Genomic DNA, 20,285 nt, shown 5'->3' with positions numbered 1-20,285 from the left:
AGTTTTTATCCAATCATTTCTAAAAGGCAAAGTCTAAGCTTTCCTCTTCACTATCGCTTTCATCTTGTGCTATAGCTAGGCGTAAGCTATTTAAGCTGCTCGTTAATAACTCTTGACATGAGGCCTTTTCTAATTGGTCTTCCTCTGAAGTTTTTTCTTTTTTTCCTAAAGCGCTATAAGAATTCTTACTTGTAGCACTCCTCATGGTACCAGATGGGTCATAAGAGCGATTTTTATTTAAAAATTCCCGGTCGAGCTCGGTATAATCAAATTGGCCATTTTGATCATCATCGCTTAGCTCCCATTCACTTTCCTCAATAGGAGATTTTTCTTCCCCTGCGGATGAAGTATTTTTCTCCTTAAGCTGCGAAAGCTTGCACCAAAATGCACCCGTCATATTTAACAAAAGATCTGGCATACTCATCGATTTATGAGCCACTAAATCTTGCTGGCTTGATTCTGAGCTTGCCACATCCAAATGAGCCCTCATTAGAGTTTCTTGGTACGGTACTGATAAACTGGAGATAGGGCTGCTGCTCTTAGTTATCTGCTTAGCTGTGGCTTGCAAAGGGCTCAGGCTAGTGTTTACATTTGCTTTAGCTGAAGCATGAGGAAGACCTGGTTGAATAGGCTTTAGCTTAACGCTAGATAAAATCTTAGGGGTTACAACAAAAGGAGCATTCAGAACTGCCGATTTTGGCTTGAGCGAGCTAGAGTTGTTAAGAGGAAGCCTCTTTACCTTTTTTAAACCTTCAAAGCCTTTTTGTGGACTAGCCTTGATAACGGTATTTGCATAAGACCGACTTACATAGGAATCAACGGAGCTATTATGGTTAGAAGGTAAAAGGCTATTTGCAGAAGAGCAATGCATGTTTACAAGAGCATCGAATGCTAAGCGATGGGAGGCTGAGCTTGCAATCAAAATCCTACCTATGATGGTAAGCTTAAAGCAAACAATAGCAGCCATGCCTGCTAAAATGCGTAGAGCAAGGCTCCTAACTTTTACCGAATACCCATCTTTTTGAAAGATTATTTTCTTACCAAAAGCTACATTAGCAAAAAAATAAAATAAATTTCCTATTTTTTCTCTTTTATCCGCCTGATGGGTAGGTCCTTCATAAATATGAAAAGCACGTGAACCCAATTGATTTATATTTCTTGCTGCCATATTGTGTCCAAATTTAAATTTATACAATAACATATTTAATATTTATAATAAAGAACTATTACAGTTAATTAATTAAAAATTGTTAATTACATTTTAAATCTTATCTTAGAACACTGTATAACTTGCTTTAAGCCAAGCTTTTCCTTTAAAGGATAAACTCATCATCTATTTGCTGCAAAAGATTATTTTCAATAAGATAGCGAAAAACAGTAGGATTTATAGGTTAAGTAAATGGATAAGGCGTGCAAAATTTATTTAGGATGGCTAAAAGCTTTTTTTTATCTTTTATTATTTTTTATATTGCTAATAATTTTGATTCCTTCCTCTTCATTGAATAGTTATGAGCTAAGCGAACTAGCTTTGAAGGAGGTGCCTACCTCTTTTAAAGGCCGATTTAGACCTTTGGAGGTAACAGCTCGCTTATGGCTTGAAGACTATTATCATCGACAATCTATCAAGTCACAGCATTATCAAGCTTTCCATAGGGTTGGGCCTTCAGCCTTATCTCTTCTTTGGCATCTTCAATTTCAGGCTCATTATCACTGGGATGACACCCCTCTTTTTTGGATTTACTCGGCCCGCTTGAAAGAATTATTAGACCTTCCCGTGAAAGATAATTATTTTACCTATCAACAGCTTCATCAAGCGATTTATGAGCGCAAAAAAACTAATCTTGCCTTGATTAAAGAATTAGTGACCTACCATTTCCTTAAAGCTTATTTTGAAGCTCCTAACTACGCCAATAGAGAAAAAATGGAGTTAAGTCATCTATCTTCTGGGCTCTGGGCTATCTTCAAAAAAGGTCAAGTTTTTATTACCGCCCATCCTAAAAATCCTCCTTGGCAATACCTTAAGCCCGGATTTATGACTTCCGATCCCAGTGAGGAGCTTACTTCTGACCATGTTAAAAAACATCGCCATCTTAACGAAGAAATTTTAAGAATTTTACAAGCTTTAAAACAGTTTTCTTATCTGAAAGGTCCTTATGCCGAGGGAGATAAGGAGTATCAAGCCCTTTATCGGCACTTAACAGCAAAAAACTTAGCCCCCTATCAAATCGCAGAATTTCTTGAGCAAGAATATCCTTTAAGCCAAAGACTAGCTTATGCGGGCACAATCCTCAAGGTTTTGCCCGCAAAAGATGGGGAATGGTATTCTCTTAATGCTCTTACCATGCATCACTACAATGTAGAAAAAAATCTATTAGAGCCTATTTCCAATTTTACTCTTTATCCTAATGAACAGTTTGAGCAGCTACGCGACCTTTACTATAAGCTTATCAAGGATTATAACAATAAAGAATATAAGCAGCAGCTAGCTAATCTACTGATGGATAATTATCATCCTCTAATTGGACAGCCTATTCAAAAGGCTTGGGGGAAATCTCTCACCTATCCTTCTATCAAAAAGTTAAGAATGGAGCATTGGTATTATCAATTACCTTTAATCGAAGCCACTATCGCTCTCTACAGCTTAGCCATTATCCTATTCTCCATTGGACTTAGCCAGAAAAAGCAAAAATTTAATAAAATTGGTTCTTGCTGTATCTTCCTAGCATTTTGTTTAAATACTCTAATTTTAGTTCTTCGCTGTCTTATTTTAGAGCGTCCTCCGGTATCCAATATGTTTGAAACCGTGATTTATGTACCATGGATCGCTGTATTGACAAGCCTTGCCCTTGCAAGGAAAATGAAAAATTCATTCATTATGTTAAGCGCATCTATCGTAGCGTTAGCTTTAATTATTATGATTAAAGTGACGGGCTTAGGAAGCAGCTTAGAAAATGTTCAAGCTGTTTTAGATTCTCACTATTGGTTAATTATTCATGTTTTAATGGTAGTAGGCAGCTACGGAGTCTTTGCCTTAGCAGGCGTTTTAGGACAGATCTACCTTTGTCAATATTTAATTCATAAACAGGAAACGTCCGAGATGCGAGAATTAGGCCAAACAATTTTGCAAGCAGTCTATGTGGGAGTTATTCTTCTTATTCCAGGTACTCTATTAGGAGGGATTTGGGCAGCTCAAAGTTGGGGCCGCTTTTGGGATTGGGATCCTAAAGAATCATGGGCCTTTATCTCTAGCTGCATTTATCTTATCTTCATCCATGCCTACACCTTTAAGCATATCTATTTCTTTGGATTAGCAATGGGGTCGATATTAGGCTTGCTAGCTATTAGCTTTACATGGTATGGAGTGAACTACATCTTAGGTACAGGATTACATAGCTATGGATTTGGAGCAGGGGGAGAAATTTATTATTATCTGTTTATTTTAGCGGAACTATTTTTTTTAATAGTTGCTGGCTATTTTCATTTAAAAGCTGTACAGGTAAAATCTTTTGAACGGAAATAAAATGATTTGTTAAAATTTTAGCATGCAACCAAAAGCCTACACAAATCCCCCAATAATAGGTTAGCTTATAGGAACCCCATGAAACATATTAAAAGTGAAAGATTAAAAAAACTTGAAGTAGAACTTAACGATCTTGAACAATGGCTTAAGCTCGGCCTCGTTCCTAAAAAGGATATGGATAAACATAAGGAAGAAATACGCGCTATTCAGACTAAGATTGAAGAAGAGAAAGAAAGGCTTAAGTTTCTAAAAGAAAGTGGCGAAGCGGAAGAATATATAGCTCCTAAACGCCCTACAGCCCGAGCAGGCTACACTGAAATGCCAACTATCCCTGACATAGATATGGGAGATACAGGGGCAGGCATAGGCGATACAGCTTTTGACATGGAGACTGATGCCATTGATGTAGAAAGCTCTGTGATTGAGGAAAAGGATGAAACTGAAGATGAAGAGGGAGCTACACGCGATGAAAATGCTGAAGAAGAGGAAGAAGAAGAGGAATCTTATTTCAGCGATCGCAATCGATGGCGCCGCGGAGGAATCATAGACCCTGATGCAGATGAATGGTAGAGTGAATAAAGAGCCTTCTCCTTTGTTAAAAATTAAGATATTCAATTTAAATGCCGCCTCCTAAAGAGCCTATTAGTCTTTATTTTCATATACCTTTCTGTACACATAAATGTGGCTATTGCCACTTTTATGTGTTACCTAATCGCCAAGAGCTAAAAGATATTTTCATGCAAGCTTTGGCTAAGGAATGGTCGTTACGCCTTCCTGATCTTATCGATAAAGAAATTGTTAGCATTTATTTTGGTGGGGGTACGCCTTCTTTATTAGGAGCAGAGTATCTAAGTGAAATTATTGAATGGATCAAACGCGATGTAAACTTTGATCCTTTAACCACTGAGGTTACCCTCGAAGCAAATCCAGAAACTATTACTTTTTCTCTTATGCAAGCTTATGCGCTAGCCGGTGTCAATCGGGTGAGCATAGGCATACAAACACTCAGCAATACTCTATTAGAAAAACTAGAAAGACAACATAGCGCAGAAAAGGCTATCGAAGCAGTTTGGACCTCCTATGAAGCTGGAATAAAAAATCTTACCATCGATCTCATGTACGACCTTCCTAACCAAACTCTAGCTATTTGGAAAGAAACGCTTTTGCAAGTAAGCCAATTACCCATCAAACATTTATCGCTTTATAATTTAACTATTGAACCTCATACTACCTTTTTTAAATATCGTAATCTTTTACTGAAAACTTTGCCAGATCCTGACTTAAGTTTACAAATGTATGAGATGGCTCAAGCAACGCTAAATAGCTGCCAATTAAAGCAATATGAAATATCAGCTTTTGCTCAAGAGGGCTTTCAGTCTAAGCATAACACAGGCTACTGGGCAGGCCGTCCTTTCTTAGGATTTGGCCCCTCAGCATTTAGCTATTGGAAAGGCAAACGTTTTCGCAACATTGCTCATCTTAAGCGTTATGCTTATCTATTGAGCAATGAGAATTTTCCTCTTGATTTTGAAGAACAGCTAGATCCTGAGGCAAGCCAAAGAGAGCTATTAACGATTCGCCTAAGAATGAGAGAAGGAATTGATTTAAAGGCTTTTCAACAAACACATGGCGCACTTAGCCAGGAGACATTACAAAATCTTACCGACTTAGAAGAGCAAGGATTTATTCATAAAGAATCAAATAGGATAAGCCTTTCCCAGCAAGGCGTTCTTTTTTATGATACGGTAGCAACCGAGCTCATCTAAACTTCTTATAAATTCTAGCGACAGCTAATCAAAAAGATGGCCGCTTTTTTCTCTATGTTGGGTAGAGGCATCTTTTTCCACCTATGCACAGGCTCTGAAACAACTCCTTGCTCAGGCATAGTCAGCTCCCAAGCGGTGCAAAGCCAAGTATCTTCTGCTAATGTATTTAATAAACCTTGAAGCATATGCATATTGCGGTAAGGAGCTTCCATAAAAATCTGAGTAACCTGGTCCGTACGCGCTAAAGTTTCTAATCGTTTAATATCTTTCAGGCGGCCTGCTTCATCCGCTTTTAAATAACCGTGGAAAGCAAAGCGTTGTCCTGAAAATCCAGAGTGTATAAGGGCTAGGAGAATAGAAGAAGGGCCATTAAAGACTTGCACGGCTATACCTGATTGGCGCGCACGACGTACAAGCTTAGAGCCAGGATCGGCTACACAAGGCAAACCTGCATCAGATATTAAACCCCAGCGCTCACCCTTACGAATAGGCTCTAATAAAAAGTCGATATCCTCTTGAGGAGTATGCTCATTATAAATAGCTATCGGCATCTCAGAGATTGCTTTTTTAGTTTTGAAACGACTTAGATAACGACGCCCTGCCTTTTCACTTTCACAAATCAATCCATCAAGAGTAGAAACAGCTTTATCTACGCTATTGGGCAAGAAAATTTCATGATAGCGATGCTCCCCTAAAAGATTAGGTAAAAGTAATAAAGCGGGTTTATTCATAGTTGTTAACCTTAAATAATAAGTTTTGCTATAAGACGCTCGATCAGATAAGAATAATCTGTTGAGCTGTTTTTGGCTGCTGTTTCAGCCTCATCTATTAAAATCATTCCTTTGCGAAAACGAGCCATCCCATAATTTCTAGCCAGCTGAATATGTCTTTCCAAAATTTGCCCTTTCATATAGCCAAATTGTTTAGACACTTCTGCTCCACTCCCCCCCTGAGCTAGAATGGTGCATACTTGAAAATCAGTTTGAAATTGGCTACGAATTTGCCTTAGCAAAATGAGCAAAGGAGTGCCCTCTTGAAGCAAAGCTGCAGCAATACGTAAAGCAGTAGAGGCATCTCGGCGAAAAAGTGCCTCACCTAGTTGCCAAATCGTTTCCGTATTTACAGAAATGCAAACTGCTTCTACATCTTCTAATGAGATCTGGCGCTTTTCGCCCACATAGCAGACTAATTTTTCTATCTCTTGGCTTAAAATTGCCTGTTCGGTACCCATTTGTTTTAAAAGCGCCTGGCTAGCAGAAGGGTTGATCTGTTTCCCATAGTGATTAATCGTTTGATCCATCCACTCTTTTAAAGACTTTTCTTTTTCCCAGGGCTTTTCTTCCGCTATTTCTAAAATGATCCCTACCCATTCACTTTTCTTATAAAAATTCGTAGAGGCATTCAAGGAGGCTGCTGTTAAAACAAGATAAACATTCTTGTTAGGATTTTCATAATAAGCCAGCAACTTTTCTGTTGCCGCTTTTAAAAGGCTCTCAGCATGGTGGATCACCACTACTCTTTTAGAAACAAAAGAATCTAAAGATTGTAATTCAGCCATAACCTTGCTTATGTCTACTTTTTCTTCGCTATAAATGCAAAGAGCCATGGGATTAGAGATTTGTTCTCCTAAAAGATGAGAAATAAGTCTTTCATAAGCTATTTTTCTATTAAACTCATCTTTACAAATAATTTTATAGACAGGGGCAAAGTGTAGGGGCGCTGCACTCTCAAGATGTTTTTCAAAAGCTTTTAAATGACTATATTTCATAGGAAAATTATTATAAAGAACTCGCCAGAAGAAGTCTACAAAGAGATGCCCATGGGAGAATGTAAGGTATAAAAAGCAAGCTTGCCACCTTTAGCTTAACAAAATTGATTAGATCTCATCGAAATAAGCTTGTTAAGTAATTTTTAACTCCTCAGCTAAAGAGGCTGCAAGCTTGCTCCTAATTTACAATTATTCGAATTTAGCTTCAGTCAAAATAGCTTCCCATGTTTTACGCGCATGCTCTAAATCTTCTGTGTGTATGGTGCTATAGCGAAGAACCGCAATTTCGTTGCCTTTCTTAATGATGCGAATCCACTCATGTTGAGTATTATCGGGAGAATTTCCATTAATCCACCATTCCCCTAAAAGGCTATTTATTTTTTGCACACTCACTTTAGATTCTACTTTTGCATTCGCATAACGTCTTTGCAGCTGCGTGATGAACTGAGAGAAATATTCAGCAGGAGTAATATCGATATCAGTCATTTCAGTCACAGAAAATAGCTCGGTTGCATTCTCGGGCTGCTCATTTTCAAGAATGTATTGGGTAATTTTCATTTGCTCTTGAGTATCCTCTGTAGCTAATTTCCATAGACGTCCATCAGCTTTCAAAGAATATTGAATCTTTTCTCGGCTTCTTTCTGCTTCTTTTGCTTGGTTGTCTGCATGGTGTGATTCTACTCTTGGCTCCTTCTTGCAAGCGATAAGGGAAAACGCTAAAGTTAAAGGGAGGCATACAACTGTTACATATCTAATCATTTTCATTGGAATATCTCCTAGTATTAAGTAAAATTAGACTCTAATGATATATCCAAACTCAAGAATATATGCAATCAACATCCTTATCATGTAGCCCTATCGGTTATTTTTACACTTCAGAAAAAGAACGCTACTCCTTGCCCAAGCAAGCAGGTCTATTTAAAAATAATAAAGGAAAAATAATCTTAAACAGGCACCAAAATTTTGAGCAGGCTTTACATGATTTAGCGGGCTTTAATAAGATATGGGTCATTTTCTGGTTTCATCGTAATCACCATTGGAAGCCAAAAGTTTTAACGCCCCACGGCCCTCCTAAGCGCGGGCTTTTTGCTACTCGCTCTCCTCATCGACCTAATCCTTTAGGGTTAAGCTGCTTGGAAATTACTGGGGTAAGTCAACTTGAGATAGATGTCGTTAAGCATGATTTGCTAGATGGCACGCCTATTTTAGACATCAAACCTTATATTGAATATGTAGATGCTTGGACAGATATCCAACAAGGGTGGCTAGAGTCTTGTAAGAAAAAAAGCCCTTATCCAATTATATGGGAGGAAGAAGCCCTTGCGCAAGTAAGCTTTTTAAACAACCGATGTAGCTTTAACTTTCAAGAAGAAATTAATTTTAGATTGGCAACACATCCCTACCCTTCTTCTAACAATCGTATTCTTCATTGTAAAGATAATGATTATCTACTCGCTTATAAAACGTGGAGATTCTTTTTTAGAATTACCTTACCCTATATCCACGTTATAAAAATTGGTACAGGCTATGACAGAGAAACGATCAAGGGTGAGAAGAAATCTGCCTGGAATGATGTAGATTTACATCGAGAATTTCTAAAAAAATTCACTTTAAGTGAACTTTAATTTCTTTTTACTTGGAGCTTAATTCTTAATCCCTTAACATCTGGATGAAAAATAGTTGAGTAAGAGTATGGCAGTATTAGAATTTAAGCAGGAGACACACCTATCCCCTTCAAAAGGGCATAGGAAGCGCTCTACCGATTCTTCTTCTGCCACCTTGCAGTCTTTTGAAGAAACCTATAAAACTTCTTATAGCCATGGCCTAGAAAATATTTATGCCTTAGAAAATGTCGATATCAAATCAATAAGGCGTATAGAAACGCTTTCTCCAAAGGTCTCTCCTCCCTTAAAAAGCAAAAAAGAACTTTTCATAGGTGAGGAAGATGAATTAGACCTAGGAGAGGAGTTTAGAGGCTGGATACCCTCTTTCACCACAAAAGTTCCCATCCAAATTTTAGAATTATCTAAATATATTGAAAAAGCTCTTCTTGAAAATGGTAAAAAAACAATAGGGGATCTAACAAAAGCTTCTATAGATGACCTTGTTTTTTTACGTGGAATAGGCCAAGGACATGTTGAAGAAATTAATTGCAAGTTAAACAATTACCTAGAAAGTCGCGCGCTTGGCAAATGCAAAAAAGTAGATTTTTTAGCTTGGCTGCAAAGTCTAGTCGCTACGCAAGAACGGAAAAAAGCTTATGCACTTTTGGAACCCTATAATTTAACCGAGCTTTTTGTCCTCTCCCCTAGCGAAAAAGTAGAACTGCGTCAATTGAGTTTAGAAAAAAAGCAAGACTGGATCCAAGAAGTGGTAAGTAAAATGGCTACTCCTCTGCAAAAACAGAGGGTCTTTGAGGATATGCAGCTGATTTTTAATGTATTTTTTAAACCCTGGATTCGCCGTCGTGGCGGCATAGCCACTCGCCATGAACTTATCGAACGCATGCAACGTATCAGCGCCAACAAAGCGATGAGTATAAGCGTAGTTAACTTTCTGCAAAACCACTTTTTTGATCGTAAAGATTGTATTTCTTTATTCCTACAAGAAATTGAGGAAGAAATCTATGCTTGCGATAACCACAGCATGCATGAATATAAAGAAATAATATCCAAAGCTCTTTCTTATTTTTATAAGCCCTCTATTCACTATCGATTACCAGAGCTAATTACCTTGGTAGAAAAAGAATTGGCAAAAACATGGATAGGATACCAAGAAGGTTACGTGGAAAAGGTTATACGCTTATCCCCCACTTTTTGTATTATTAGAGGTTCCTCGGGACAGTTAGAAGTTTATTGCCGAAAAATTTCTTTATAATAAAGGTATCGTTTCTTCTTAATTATAAGGCAGTAAGGTCTTTGTGATTAGTCCACCTTATGCAGATGCAAATTTTTTTGTAAATTTTGCAATCCTTGATAAGCCATTTAGTTGGCTTTAAGGGTTAACGTATATTTTAGAGCAAAGCGAGTTATGCGGGGGGTTAATTTTAAAAAATTCAAGCTTGCAATAAGCGCTAAGAGTGCAAAAACATGGTTTCATTGAGAACAAATAATGTCGGTGAAAGCCTTCTCAAGGCTAGCATTTTGCTTTATCGATTTACGATACTCATAATTGCCGCCATTGGTGGTAGATTTCATAGCTTCAGTCAAAATCATGATTTGGATCGTTAATTGCAGTAGGGAGAATGCGTATAGAGCCGCCTTCGCATTTTGAAGATCGTTGCGATTAAAGCTACAGGGAAAGATAACTCTTTAACTCACATAATCCTCTTATCTCCATCTTTGAAATTTAACTCCCTCCTTCCCCAACTGAAACTTAACCTACTGATTTTTAAAACCTTATAAAAGTTAATTCTTAAACTTAAATTTTATAAGCTTGCCAGTAAGATTCAACTTATTGTCCGGAGGGAATAGCATATGCTTTCAAGGCATACTCAATGGCTTTTTCTAAATTCCTTTGACTCTGATAGATTATCGACAAATTGGTATAAAGGATTATCATCTTAGGATGTTTTTCTCCAAGCAACTTAAGACTCATTGTGGCAGCCTGATTGACATACGTAGCGGCTTTTTCTAACTTTCCTTGATGATAATATGTCATCCCTAAATTGTGGTAATAAACAGCCACCATTGGGTGATTTTTGCCAAAAATTTTAAGACTAATATTGAGCGCTTTCTTGGCAAATTCAGCAACCTTTTTTGTATTCCCGATAGCTTGGTAAATCGCCCCCACATTATTGTAAAGAATTGCCATGTTGGGATGGTTTTCACCAAATAGTTCAAGATTGATAACGAGTGCTTGATTGAAATACTCGGTAGCTTTCTCTAAATTTTTTTGGTCTCTATAGATTATTCCCAAGTTATTGTAAATAATCGCCACTTTCGGATGATTTTTATCTAACAACTTAAGAGTAATAGTAAGGGCTTGATGAACGTATTCAGCAGCTTCTTTTAGCTTCCCTTGATCATAATAGAGCATTCCAAGGTTATTGTAACGATCTGCTAAAGTAAAATGCTTATTACCAAATAATTTAAGATCAATAGCAAGCGCTTTCTTGAAGCACTCAGCGGCCATCTCTAAATTCATTTGATCTTTGTAAATAGTTCCTAGATTATTATAGCAGGTTGCCGTAGTAGGATAATTTACGCCAAATAACTTAATGACAATGTCAAGCGCTCGAATGGCATATTCCGCGGCTTTTTCTAAGTTCCCTTGGTCCTGGTTAATGTGTGCTAGATTGCCGTAATCTTTGGCGACCCGGGAATGATTTTCACCGAATAGCGTGTGATTGATAGTAAATGCTTTCTTGAAGCACTCAGCGGCCTTTTCTAAATCCCCTTGGTCTCTGTAGATCGTTCCCAAATTGTTATAATCTCTTGCTATCTTTGGATGGTCTTCACCGAATAGTTTAAAATCAATGTGGAGTGCTTGGTTAACACATTTAGCTGCTTTTTCTAACTTTCCTTGTTCAACGTAGATCATTCCTAGATTGTTTTGATCGGTTGCTACAGTAGGATGACTTTCACCAAACAGCTCGAGCTCAATAGAAAGCGCTTGATTAATACAATCAGCGGCTTTTTCAAAATTACCTTGTTCCTGATAGACCGTCCCTAAGTTGTTATAACAGATTGCTACCATAGGATGATTTTTACCAAAGAGCTTAAGTCTGATAGCAAGCGCTTGCTGAATAGACTTAATGGCCTTTTCTAATTTCCCTTGTTCATGGTAAATTGACCCTAAATTATTATAATAAATTGCAATAAAGGGAGAATCTTCGCCAAAAAGCTTAAAGTCAATGTCGAGTGCTTGATTGATAAGATCAGCGGCTTTTCTTAATTTCCCTTGTTCTTGGTAAACCACACCTAAATTGTTATAGCTTTTTGATAAGCTAGAATGATTTTTATCAAACAGCTTAATTTTAAAAGTAAGAGCTTGCTTGGCGTACTTAGCAGCCTTTTCTAGTTTCCCCTGGTTTAAATAAATGGCACCAAGAGAATGTAATACTTCAGTATTTTTTGAGTTTTCTCGCAGAGCTTTAAGGTACCAATCTTTTGCTTCTTCTTGCTGAAATAATCTTAAAGCTATCTCTCCTCGAATTTGGGGCGAGCAATCATTCAAAGATGAAGATTTAAGCTTGCTTTCATTACCTAATAAAAACTCTTGAATAGCTTTTTGGAAAGGAATAAAAATACGGTAAATTTTTTTTATCTTTTTTAAAGCCTCTCGATTTAAAGCAAAGTGCTTTTTAATAAGTTCAGAATCCTCAAAGCCAAAAGGTTTAATTAAAGGATTCATCATCTCTTTTTGAGCTTGATAATGCGAATAGGTTTTAAGTCGCATAAATAAAGCTATGCTCATCCATTTTTTTAAATTTTTGGCTGCAGCTATTGTTAAAACACTTTGTTTGTTTAGCTTCTCAATTCTATCAAAAGTATTCGGGTCTTCTATCCCTGTAATGAGGGCTAGTCTGTCCAAAGCCAAATGAGGAAAGCGATAGAAATCATTTTTGACTTTAAAAAGCATTCCTTGGCTTCCTAAATTACCTAATCCTGGATCGAAAGTAGCCATATCCACTTGAGCTAAATGATACTTGGCTAAGTAATCTCTAAGATTAAGGCCTTTTTGATAAGGGGTATCAAGCTTTTCTTGAATTTTTTGTCTATATTGCTCTATTAGCTCAGGATTACCTAGTAAAAGAGTGAAAGATAGAAGTTCCATAGGAAGATGAGGCTCTTTTTCATGCCACCATTGGCCTTTTTCATCTTTAGCTATATATTGAGCCATCTTATCAGGGGTTTGAATAAGTTCGAATGTCTTGAGATTACCAAAGGGAGTTTTACAGCCTTTTCCTTCTACGCCCGCTCCATCAAAGGCAAAACCTCTTGGAGTTAAGCCATCAAAAAAATCTATGGCTTTTAGGCAAGGAATGTTTAAAGCAGGAAGAATGGTTTCTCCTAAATTAATGATTTTCAAATGAATCAATGCGCTCAGGCGCTTAAAATACTCCCTATTTTTTGAGGTATCCTCTTTTATAAGAATACCAAACTCTAAATCGGAATAAGGAGTCATCTCTTCTCTAGCTAAGGAACCAAAGCCTATCATAGCATACTCGCAAGGCTCAGCTCCTAAGATGTTAATACTTTGCTTTACAAGCATTTCAAAGAAAGCTTTTATCTGTTGAGAAATCTCACCATAAAGCTCTCTGACCACCTGGGGAGCCGGGGTCTCAGGTAAGGATTGGATTTCTTTCTCTATTTTACTTCTGAAATCCTTTAATTTTTGTCGGTTTCCTTCAAATTGGTTTCTTAGTAAATCATAGTTTAAAGTTTTTTGCTCATACAGTTGGCTAAGTAGGCTTTGAATTTTAGCAACCTTTTCTTTAAGAATTTCATGCCTCTCGACGGAAGAAAGATGCATAGCATAATTGTAAAGCCCTGCGGCTTGAAGAAGCGTTTCAGAGGTTTCTTTTACACCATAGATATCCCCTAATTTTTCTATGCAAAAGCCTTCTTGAATAGTAATGTTTTGTTGTGCAGGATCTTGAATATGATCTTTATCTCGAACAATAAGTTCTAGAGCTAGCGTATAGGCTTTTTCTGCTTTTTCAATAGTATCTTTTGATAAAAAGCTATTACTTTCTAGAATTTCTCTTAATTCATCATCTGTTAAGTTATCAAAAGAAAGAAGCAGCTGTTCATAAATTTTTGAAGACAAAGGAGTGAAGGAAGGGGAATTCTTAAAAGTTTCTTTCTTATTAACAGAGCAAGGCAGCTGTTGTATAGGAGGAAACTTAAATTTAAAATCTGTTATATAAAGCCTTTTCCATAAATCAGTCGCTTCTACAATTTGTTTCCATTCTTTACACACAAGTCTTAAGCTGCATAAGTCTTGCAGGCTAAGTTCCGCACATATTTTTAAATCTATTTTTCCATATCTAATCGAATTTTCTAAAGAACTAGAAGAATTTTCTTTTTTCGTCTTTAATTCAGAGCGCACAACAGGCTTAATAGGTGAACTATCTGAAATCATTTATGTTAGCTGCCTTTTGTAGTATGTTAGTTTGATCTAACTACAAGCAAGTATGCATTTTTATCAATGAACTTTCAACTATCCTTTAGCGTGTCTTTAAAAGCAAAAGAAACAATAGTGTTGCCTTACTATTTAGCTTAATCACTTTTTTATAATCAAGCATTTGCATGGCATTCGACAAATCAATACTGTTTTGTCTTTTTTTAAGATATACGAAATAATGTTAAGTATCTATTTTAGCCTATTTTATCGTGATTAAGTCAGCCTAATGAAGGAATAACTTGATTGCCAACTGTTTCTTTCAAAACATTTTGAGGATATTAATATACGTCTTTACAGGTTGGCATTGATTGCTGTTAAATCTATATACTGGCTACCGCTCATTCTGAGCCTAACTTTAAAAGCTTTCTCATTATATTTGGTTGCTTTTTTTCCTTTTCCTTGAACTTGATAAATTTTCGCTAGAGTTGCATACATAATTGCTATTAGGAGATAAATTTTTACTTAAAAGACTAACATCATTTTTGAGGACCTTCTTAATGCACTCAATTACTCGTTTCCAATCTTCTTGTTATAGAGTGTTACCAAGTAGGCAGCAATTATCGCCATATCCTCACCATTTTCTTTATGATCTCTATAAATGTTAAGTGCGTACATAGCATATTTAGCTGCTTCATGTAGTGTTCCTTGAGCAGTGTAAATCGATAATAGATTAATGTAACGTTTTCCAACACGAAGGCTATTTTCTCCAAAAAGATTGAGGTCGATTTTGAGGGCCTTTTTAATATACTCAGCTGCCTGATTTAAATAATCTCGCTCTTGGTAAATGAGTCCTAAGTTATTATAAGTAGTAGCAACACCCGGGTGGTTTTCTCCATATAAATTACAAAAAATTTCGAGAGATTTACGAGTATACTCGATGGCTTTTACTAATTTCTTTCGGCTCTGATAGATTTGACCTAAATTGCCATAATTTTCTGCCACAAAAGGATGATCTACACCAAAAAAATTAAGATTTATTTTTAGCGCTTTCTTACAATATTTAGTTGCTTCATCAAAATTTCCTTGCCCTAGATAGATTGTTCCTAAGTTGTTGTAATCTGTTGCTGTTAAAGGATGATATTCACCATAGTAGCTTTGGTCAATTGCTAGAGCTTTCTTGACATATTCTGCTGCTTTTTCCAACTCCTTTTGATCTTGATAAATCATCCCTAAATTATTATAGTAGGTCGCTACGTTGGGATGATTTCCCCCATACAGGTGAGCATGGATTTCAAGTGCTTTCTCAAAATACTCATTTGCCTGTGTTAACTCTCTTAAGGCGAGGCAAATTCTTCCCAAATTATTATAGTCTCTTGCGATATGTAAATGATCCTCAGGGAGAAACTCAAGATCAATTTTAAGAGCCTTATCAGCATATTTTTTAGCTTCATTTGATTCCCCCTGCTCTACATAGATATCTACTAAGTTACTATAGTCGGTTGCTATTCTAATAGGGTTTTCCCTAAAGTCTTTAATATCAACTTGAAGCGCTTGATGGATATATTTAGCCGCCTGATCTAAATTTCCTTGAGCAAGGGAGATACACCCTAATGCAGTTAGTATGTCAGAATCTTCAGAGGCAGCGTCTTTTGCTGAAAGATAATGCTTCTTTGCCTCTTCGTATTGAAGCAGCCTTAAAGCTATATCTCCATCCATTTGAAACAAGACCTTATCTAAAGTAGCAGATCTAAGTTCCTCTTCACGTCCTGCTAGAAACTCTTGCGAGGCTTCGTGGAAAGGTATGAATATACGGTAAATTTTCTTTACCTTTGCTAGGGCTTCATGATCTAAAGCAAACTGGTTTTTGATAAGTTGTGGATCTTCGAATCCGAAGGGCTTAATGAGAGGATTCATCATCTCTTGTTGCGCTTGACAATGCGAGTAGGTTTTAAGGCGCATAAATAGCACTATGCTCATCCACTCCTTTAGCTTTTCAGCTGCGCTGTCACTGATAATTTCTTGCTTATTTAATTGGTCAATTCTAGTAAAGGTATCCGACGCTTTTATTTCTTTAAGGAGGGCTAGCCTGTCTAATGCCAGATGAGGAAAACGATAGAGATCATTTTTAACTTTAATAAGCATCCCATGCTTTTCTATGTCGAGCATCCAGGGATCGAAAGCCTTCATATCCTCTTGAACTAAATGTTGCCTGGCTAAATATTGACGGAGATTAAGGCCTTTTTGATAAGGCGTATTAAGGTTTTCTTGAACTTTTTACCTATATTGCTCAGTTAGCTCCTCCGTGCCTAGCAAGTGAGTAAAGGTTAAAAGTTCCATAGGAAGATGACGTTCTTTCTCATGCCACCATTCCTCATCCTTATCTTGGGCAATATATTGGGCCATTTTTTCAGGTGTTTGGATAAGCTCAAATGTTTGGCGATTGCCAAAGGGGGTTTTACAGCCTTTTCCTTCTGCTCCTTCACCATCAAAAGCAAAACCTCTGGGCGTAACGCTATCAAAAAGATTAGCCTCTTTTATGCAAGGAATGTTTAAAGCAGGGAGAATGGTTTCTCCTAAATTGATGACTTTCAAGTGAATTAGATTTGTAAGATTCCTAAAATACTTCTTATTTACATCGCTATCTTCTTTTATAAGGATGCCAAATTCTAGGTCGGAATAAGGAGTCATCTCTTCTCTAGCTAATGAACCAAAGCCTATCATCGCATATTCACAAGGCGCGGGGCCTAATACATCAATCGCCTGATCTACTAGAAAGCTAAAAAAGCTTTTTATACGCTGTGCAATACCTCGATAGAGCTCTCTTACTTGTTGGGGGGAAGGAGTGTCTGGTAAGCTTCGAATTTTTTTCTTTATTCTTCTTCTATGCGATCTCAAGGCTAGACGATTACTCTTAAATTCTTTTGTTATTAAAGCTTCATCTAAATGTTTTCCTTTACAGAGTTGAGCAAGTAAATCGTGGACCGTTAGAAGCTTTTCTTTAGTAATTTCCTGCTTATCGGCTGAAGAAAGACGCCTAGCATAATTGTAAAGCCCTGCAGCTTGGAGAAGCGCTTTAGAAGTTCCTTTTTCAGCATAGATATCCCCTAATTTTTCTATACAGCCAACTTCTTGGGCTAGCTTTTTAGTATCTACAACTTCTTGGAGGGGACCATCCTTCTGAGTAACGTGTCTTAAAGCGAGACGATAAATATTTTCTGCTAAAGGGTGTTTTTCAACTACCTGTTTCCATTCTTTGCAGACCTGTTTAGCTCGGCACCAGTCTTGCAATCCCAATTTCTCAAATATCTTAAAAAAAATTTCTATATATGGTGGATCCGTTCTTTCGTGATTAAGAGCTTCATTTTTTATATTTTTAAATGCAGGAAATATGCAAGCATGCATGCATAGATTGTCTAGACTCATGAATTATCCATTTTATTTAATTTTATTGAGAGTTCAAATAGGCATACAAGATTGCTTACAGCTCTCTTGATACCCCTCTCACTTAGCAAGATGAATAGCGATTGTGATGCTGGATCTCTCCGCCCGACTAGCCGATTCATTAGCAGGGTTAATCACTTGTACATTATTCATTAATTACAAAAAAGCTTTCTTTAAAAAAAGTATTAATATTTTGCTTAGGCGCTCACAGATTTTCTATTTAGCTCAGGTGCTATATTAAAGCCGCTTACTAATGCTACTTTTTCACCTTTAAATTGTTAGGATAGCATAACTAGGCATGCAAAAAGGCGCCCTTATTTTTCAATTAAGCTTAGGATTTCCTCCCCCTTTGCTTGCCAAGTCCTTCTAAAATAATCAGTTTACTTTCATAAAAACACTCCGGAGAGTAACTTGAGTACTTGTAAATCACTATTAATAGCTTCTACCGCGGGATGATGGATATCATGCATTGCAATACTACTTCTAAGCGCCTTTTTAGTATATTCAGCTGCTAGTTTTATATTTCCCTGCCTTATATATATATTGCGTAGATTAAGATAATCTTTAACTATCTCTGCATGATTTTCTCCATAAAGTTTAAGATCAATTAATAGAGCTTGATTGATATATTCAGCTGCGATCTCTAATTTCCCTTGCTCGTAATAAATCATTCCTATATTGCTGTAATCCAATGCTAAAGTAGAATGATTGGCATCACAAAGCTTAAGGTCTATAGTGAGTGCTTTTTTGACATATTTAGCAGCTTTTTTTAAATCACCTTGCTTTCTATACATTATTCCAAGCTCATGGTATCCTGCTGCGACATCAGGATGATTTTTACCAAAAAGTTTAAGTGCAATATCAAGCGCTTTATTCACACACTTAATCGCATTTTTTAAATCACCTTGCTTTTGATAGCTTCGCCCCAGATTGTTATAATCAATAGCTAGCGCAGGGTAATTTTCACTAAAAAGACCAACGGCGCATGCTTCCTCGCCATACTTAATCGCCTTTTCTAAATCCCCTTGATCTCTGTATATTAATCCCAAATTGTTGTAATCTCTTGCCACATCGGGATGATTTTCCCCATAAAGATTAAGGTCAATAGCGAGTGCTTTCTCGGTATACACAGCAGCCTGCGCTAAGTTCTCCTTTTCTAAGTAAATTGCTCCTAAATTGTTGTAATAAGTTGCAACCGTAGGATGATCTTCACCAAAAAGTTTAAGTCCAATGGTGAGAGCTCTCTTGACATATTTAAACGCCTTTTTTAAATTTTCTTGCTTTTGGTAACTTAGTCCCAGATTGCTGCAATCTCTTGCTATGGTAGGATGGTTATCACCATAAAGCTTACGGTTAATGGTAAGCGCTTTTTTGCTATACTCAATTGCCTTTTCTAAATCCCCCTGCCTATGATAAATTGTTCCTAGATTGTTATAATGAGTCGTCACTATATGGTGATTTTCATCAAATAGCTTACGACTTATAATAAGCGCTTTCTCGCTATACTCAATTGCCTCTTTTAAATTTCCTAGCTCTTGGTAAATGATTCCTAAGTTGTTAAGTTCCCTTGCCACGGTAGGATGATCTTCACCAAAAAGTTTAAGATCAATAGCAAGCGCTTTTTTGGTATGCTTAGCTGCTTTCTCTAACTTGCCTTGTTCTTGATAGACTTGGCTTAAGTTATTGTAATCGATTGCCACATCAGGATGATTTTCTCTAAAAAATTTACGGTCAATATCAAGCGCTTTTTTGCTATACTCTGCCGCTATTTTTAACTTGCCTTGTTCTCGATAAATGATTCCAAGAGTACTTAAAACGTTTGAACTTTGTGGATTTGCTTCTTTTGCTAGAAGATAGTATTTTATTGCTTTTTTATGTTGGAAAAGCCTTAGGGCTATAGCACCTTGATTTTCTAAAGAGTTATCTTCCAAATCAGAAGAATTGAGACTATTTTCATTGCCTGCTAAAAAATCTTGCACTGCTTGATAAAAAGGAATAAAGATACGATAAATACTCTCTATTTTTTCTAAAGCTTCATGATCTAAAGCTAACTGCTTTTTAATAAGGACAGGATCATCAAATCCAAAAGGTTTAATTAGAGGATTCATCATCTCTTGTTGCGCTTGATAGTAAGAATAGGTCTTAAGTGTCCTAGACAGTACTTGACCTGACAAACATGAGTTACCTGGCAGGTACTATTTCTGTCAGTTGTAACTTATCTAACATCTTTTCTTGCGCAAGATGTTTTGCATCTAAGAATGTTTGTAATGGCGTCTTGCCAAAACAATACTTTCCTGTATGTGTTCTCTCGTTATTATACTCATTCATCCATTTATCCACATCCTCTTGTAATTCTTCAACATTTTTAAACACTTTCTTCCTAAAAGCTGTGGCATAAAATTCGTTCTGGATGGTCTGATGAAACCTTTCGCAGATTCCATTCGTTTGAGGGTGCCGAGCTTTAGTGCGAGAATGGTCAATGTCTTCAATGGCCAGATAAAGTTCATACTCATGATGCTCTCTTGCTCCACAGTACTCTGTACCACGATCGGTCAATATTCTTAAGACACGAATATCTTGCTCTTCAAACCAGGGAATGACTTGGTCATTCAGCATATCCGCTGCTACCAACGCATTTTTTCTATCGTATAGTTTGACAAAAGCTACCTTAGAATAGGTATCGATCACTGTCTGTTGATAAATGCGTCCCACACCTTTA

General features: G+C 36.9%; 14 protein-coding genes. 5 read left to right on the top strand and 9 right to left on the bottom strand.

What is annotated here, in order from left to right; all coding sequences use genetic code 11:
• Positions 1 to 19 precede the first annotated feature (19 nt).
• Positions 20 to 1,168, bottom strand: coding sequence for a hypothetical protein (locus tag NEOC84_RS02895; protein ID WP_166155140.1), 1,149 nt, complete (start codon positions 1,166 to 1,168; stop codon positions 20 to 22).
• 231 nt (positions 1,169 to 1,399) lie between these two features.
• Between NEOC84_RS02895 and ccsA the strand changes: the two genes are divergently transcribed.
• The 3 genes from ccsA to hemW all read left to right on the top strand — a co-directional run bounded on the left by ccsA (position 1,400) and on the right by hemW (position 5,286).
• On the top strand, positions 1,400 to 3,520 hold the full coding sequence (gene ccsA, locus NEOC84_RS02890; RefSeq protein ID WP_166155138.1) for a cytochrome c biogenesis protein CcsA: 2,121 nt from the start codon (positions 1,400 to 1,402) through the stop codon (positions 3,518 to 3,520).
• Between the two features lie 87 nt (positions 3,521 to 3,607).
• Entirely contained in the window at positions 3,608 to 4,090 is a 483-nt protein-coding gene (locus NEOC84_RS02885; RefSeq protein WP_039384409.1) for a hypothetical protein, read from the top strand.
• 50 nt (positions 4,091 to 4,140) lie between these two features.
• Positions 4,141 to 5,286 carry a radical SAM family heme chaperone HemW gene (hemW, locus tag NEOC84_RS02880; RefSeq protein WP_166155136.1) on the top strand — a complete coding sequence of 382 codons (1,146 nt, stop codon included), beginning with the start codon at positions 4,141 to 4,143 and terminating at the stop codon, positions 5,284 to 5,286.
• A 14-nt stretch (positions 5,287 to 5,300) separates the two neighbouring features.
• Here hemW and NEOC84_RS02875 read toward each other — a convergent pair whose 3' ends face one another.
• The 3 genes from NEOC84_RS02875 to NEOC84_RS02865 all read right to left on the bottom strand — a co-directional run bounded on the left by NEOC84_RS02875 (position 5,301) and on the right by NEOC84_RS02865 (position 7,813).
• Positions 5,301 to 6,017, bottom strand: a complete 717-nt coding sequence (locus tag NEOC84_RS02875) for an SAM-dependent methyltransferase (RefSeq protein WP_166155134.1) — start codon at positions 6,015 to 6,017, stop codon at positions 5,301 to 5,303.
• Positions 6,018 to 6,028: 11 nt separating this feature from the next.
• Positions 6,029 to 7,054: a DNA polymerase III subunit delta gene (holA, locus tag NEOC84_RS02870; RefSeq protein ID WP_166155132.1), complete on the bottom strand. Its 1,026-nt coding sequence runs from the start codon at positions 7,052 to 7,054 to the stop codon at positions 6,029 to 6,031.
• Between the two features lie 189 nt (positions 7,055 to 7,243).
• Positions 7,244 to 7,813 carry a hypothetical protein gene (locus NEOC84_RS02865; RefSeq protein ID WP_166155130.1) on the bottom strand — a complete coding sequence of 190 codons (570 nt, stop codon included), beginning with the start codon at positions 7,811 to 7,813 and terminating at the stop codon, positions 7,244 to 7,246.
• Between the two features lie 68 nt (positions 7,814 to 7,881).
• Here NEOC84_RS02865 and tsaA point away from each other — a divergent pair, with 68 nt between their 5' ends.
• Together tsaA and NEOC84_RS02855 are read left to right on the top strand one after the other, a co-directional pair.
• The gene (tsaA, locus tag NEOC84_RS02860) at positions 7,882 to 8,679 is read left to right on the top strand and encodes a tRNA (N6-threonylcarbamoyladenosine(37)-N6)-methyltransferase TrmO (RefSeq protein WP_166155128.1); all 798 of its coding nucleotides are present in this window, start codon (positions 7,882 to 7,884) and stop codon (positions 8,677 to 8,679) included.
• 67 nt (positions 8,680 to 8,746) lie between these two features.
• Positions 8,747 to 9,931, top strand: coding sequence for a DNA-directed RNA polymerase subunit alpha C-terminal domain-containing protein (locus NEOC84_RS02855; RefSeq protein ID WP_166155126.1), 1,185 nt, complete (start codon positions 8,747 to 8,749; stop codon positions 9,929 to 9,931).
• A 576-nt stretch (positions 9,932 to 10,507) separates the two neighbouring features.
• On the opposite strand, the gene NEOC84_RS02850 is transcribed toward NEOC84_RS02855, so the two are convergent.
• From NEOC84_RS02850 to NEOC84_RS02830, 5 genes are all read right to left on the bottom strand, one after another.
• Positions 10,508 to 14,143, bottom strand: a complete 3,636-nt coding sequence (locus NEOC84_RS02850) for a tetratricopeptide repeat protein (protein WP_166155124.1) — start codon at positions 14,141 to 14,143, stop codon at positions 10,508 to 10,510.
• A gap of 549 nt (positions 14,144 to 14,692) precedes the next feature.
• On the bottom strand, positions 14,693 to 16,312 hold the full coding sequence (locus tag NEOC84_RS02845; protein WP_166155122.1) for a tetratricopeptide repeat protein: 1,620 nt from the start codon (positions 16,310 to 16,312) through the stop codon (positions 14,693 to 14,695).
• Between the two features lie 87 nt (positions 16,313 to 16,399).
• Positions 16,400 to 17,548 carry a DUF294 nucleotidyltransferase-like domain-containing protein gene (locus NEOC84_RS02840; RefSeq protein WP_166155120.1) on the bottom strand — a complete coding sequence of 383 codons (1,149 nt, stop codon included), beginning with the start codon at positions 17,546 to 17,548 and terminating at the stop codon, positions 16,400 to 16,402.
• Between the two features lie 404 nt (positions 17,549 to 17,952).
• A complete protein-coding gene (locus tag NEOC84_RS02835) occupies positions 17,953 to 19,740 on the bottom strand; it encodes a tetratricopeptide repeat protein (protein ID WP_166155119.1) in 1,788 nt (595 codons plus the stop codon).
• A gap of 7 nt (positions 19,741 to 19,747) precedes the next feature.
• Positions 19,748 to 20,285: integrase core domain-containing protein (locus NEOC84_RS02830; protein ID WP_166154362.1), on the bottom strand; the 538-nt coding region annotated here is incomplete at its 5' end.

Source organism: Neochlamydia sp. AcF84, from assembly GCF_011087585.1.
In the GTDB taxonomy this organism is placed as follows: domain Bacteria; phylum Chlamydiota; class Chlamydiia; order Chlamydiales; family Parachlamydiaceae; genus Neochlamydia.
The sequence above is the reverse complement of the archived record's forward strand: the minus strand, read 5'-3'. Positions and strand labels throughout refer to the sequence as shown.

What these genes read in the sequence shown, in the direction of transcription:
- NEOC84_RS02895 (WP_166155140.1), bottom strand. Translation starts at nt 1,168, where the DNA reads ATGGCAGCAAGAAATATAAATCAATTGGGTTCACGTGCTTTTCATATT.
- ccsA (WP_166155138.1), top strand. Translation starts at nt 1,400, where the DNA reads ATGGATAAGGCGTGCAAAATTTATTTAGGATGGCTAAAAGCTTTTTTT.
- hemW (WP_166155136.1), top strand. Translation starts at nt 4,141, where the DNA reads ATGCCGCCTCCTAAAGAGCCTATTAGTCTTTATTTTCATATACCTTTC.
- NEOC84_RS02875 (WP_166155134.1), bottom strand. Translation starts at nt 6,017, where the DNA reads ATGAATAAACCCGCTTTATTACTTTTACCTAATCTTTTAGGGGAGCAT.
- holA (WP_166155132.1), bottom strand. Translation starts at nt 7,054, where the DNA reads ATGAAATATAGTCATTTAAAAGCTTTTGAAAAACATCTTGAGAGTGCA.
- NEOC84_RS02865 (WP_166155130.1), bottom strand. Translation starts at nt 7,813, where the DNA reads ATGATTAGATATGTAACAGTTGTATGCCTCCCTTTAACTTTAGCGTTT.
- tsaA (WP_166155128.1), top strand. Translation starts at nt 7,882, where the DNA reads ATGCAATCAACATCCTTATCATGTAGCCCTATCGGTTATTTTTACACT.
- NEOC84_RS02855 (WP_166155126.1), top strand. Translation starts at nt 8,747, where the DNA reads ATGGCAGTATTAGAATTTAAGCAGGAGACACACCTATCCCCTTCAAAA.
- NEOC84_RS02850 (WP_166155124.1), bottom strand. Translation starts at nt 14,143, where the DNA reads ATGATTTCAGATAGTTCACCTATTAAGCCTGTTGTGCGCTCTGAATTA.
- NEOC84_RS02845 (WP_166155122.1), bottom strand. Translation starts at nt 16,312, where the DNA reads ATGAAGGCTTTCGATCCCTGGATGCTCGACATAGAAAAGCATGGGATG.
- NEOC84_RS02840 (WP_166155120.1), bottom strand. Translation starts at nt 17,548, where the DNA reads ATGAGTCTAGACAATCTATGCATGCATGCTTGCATATTTCCTGCATTT.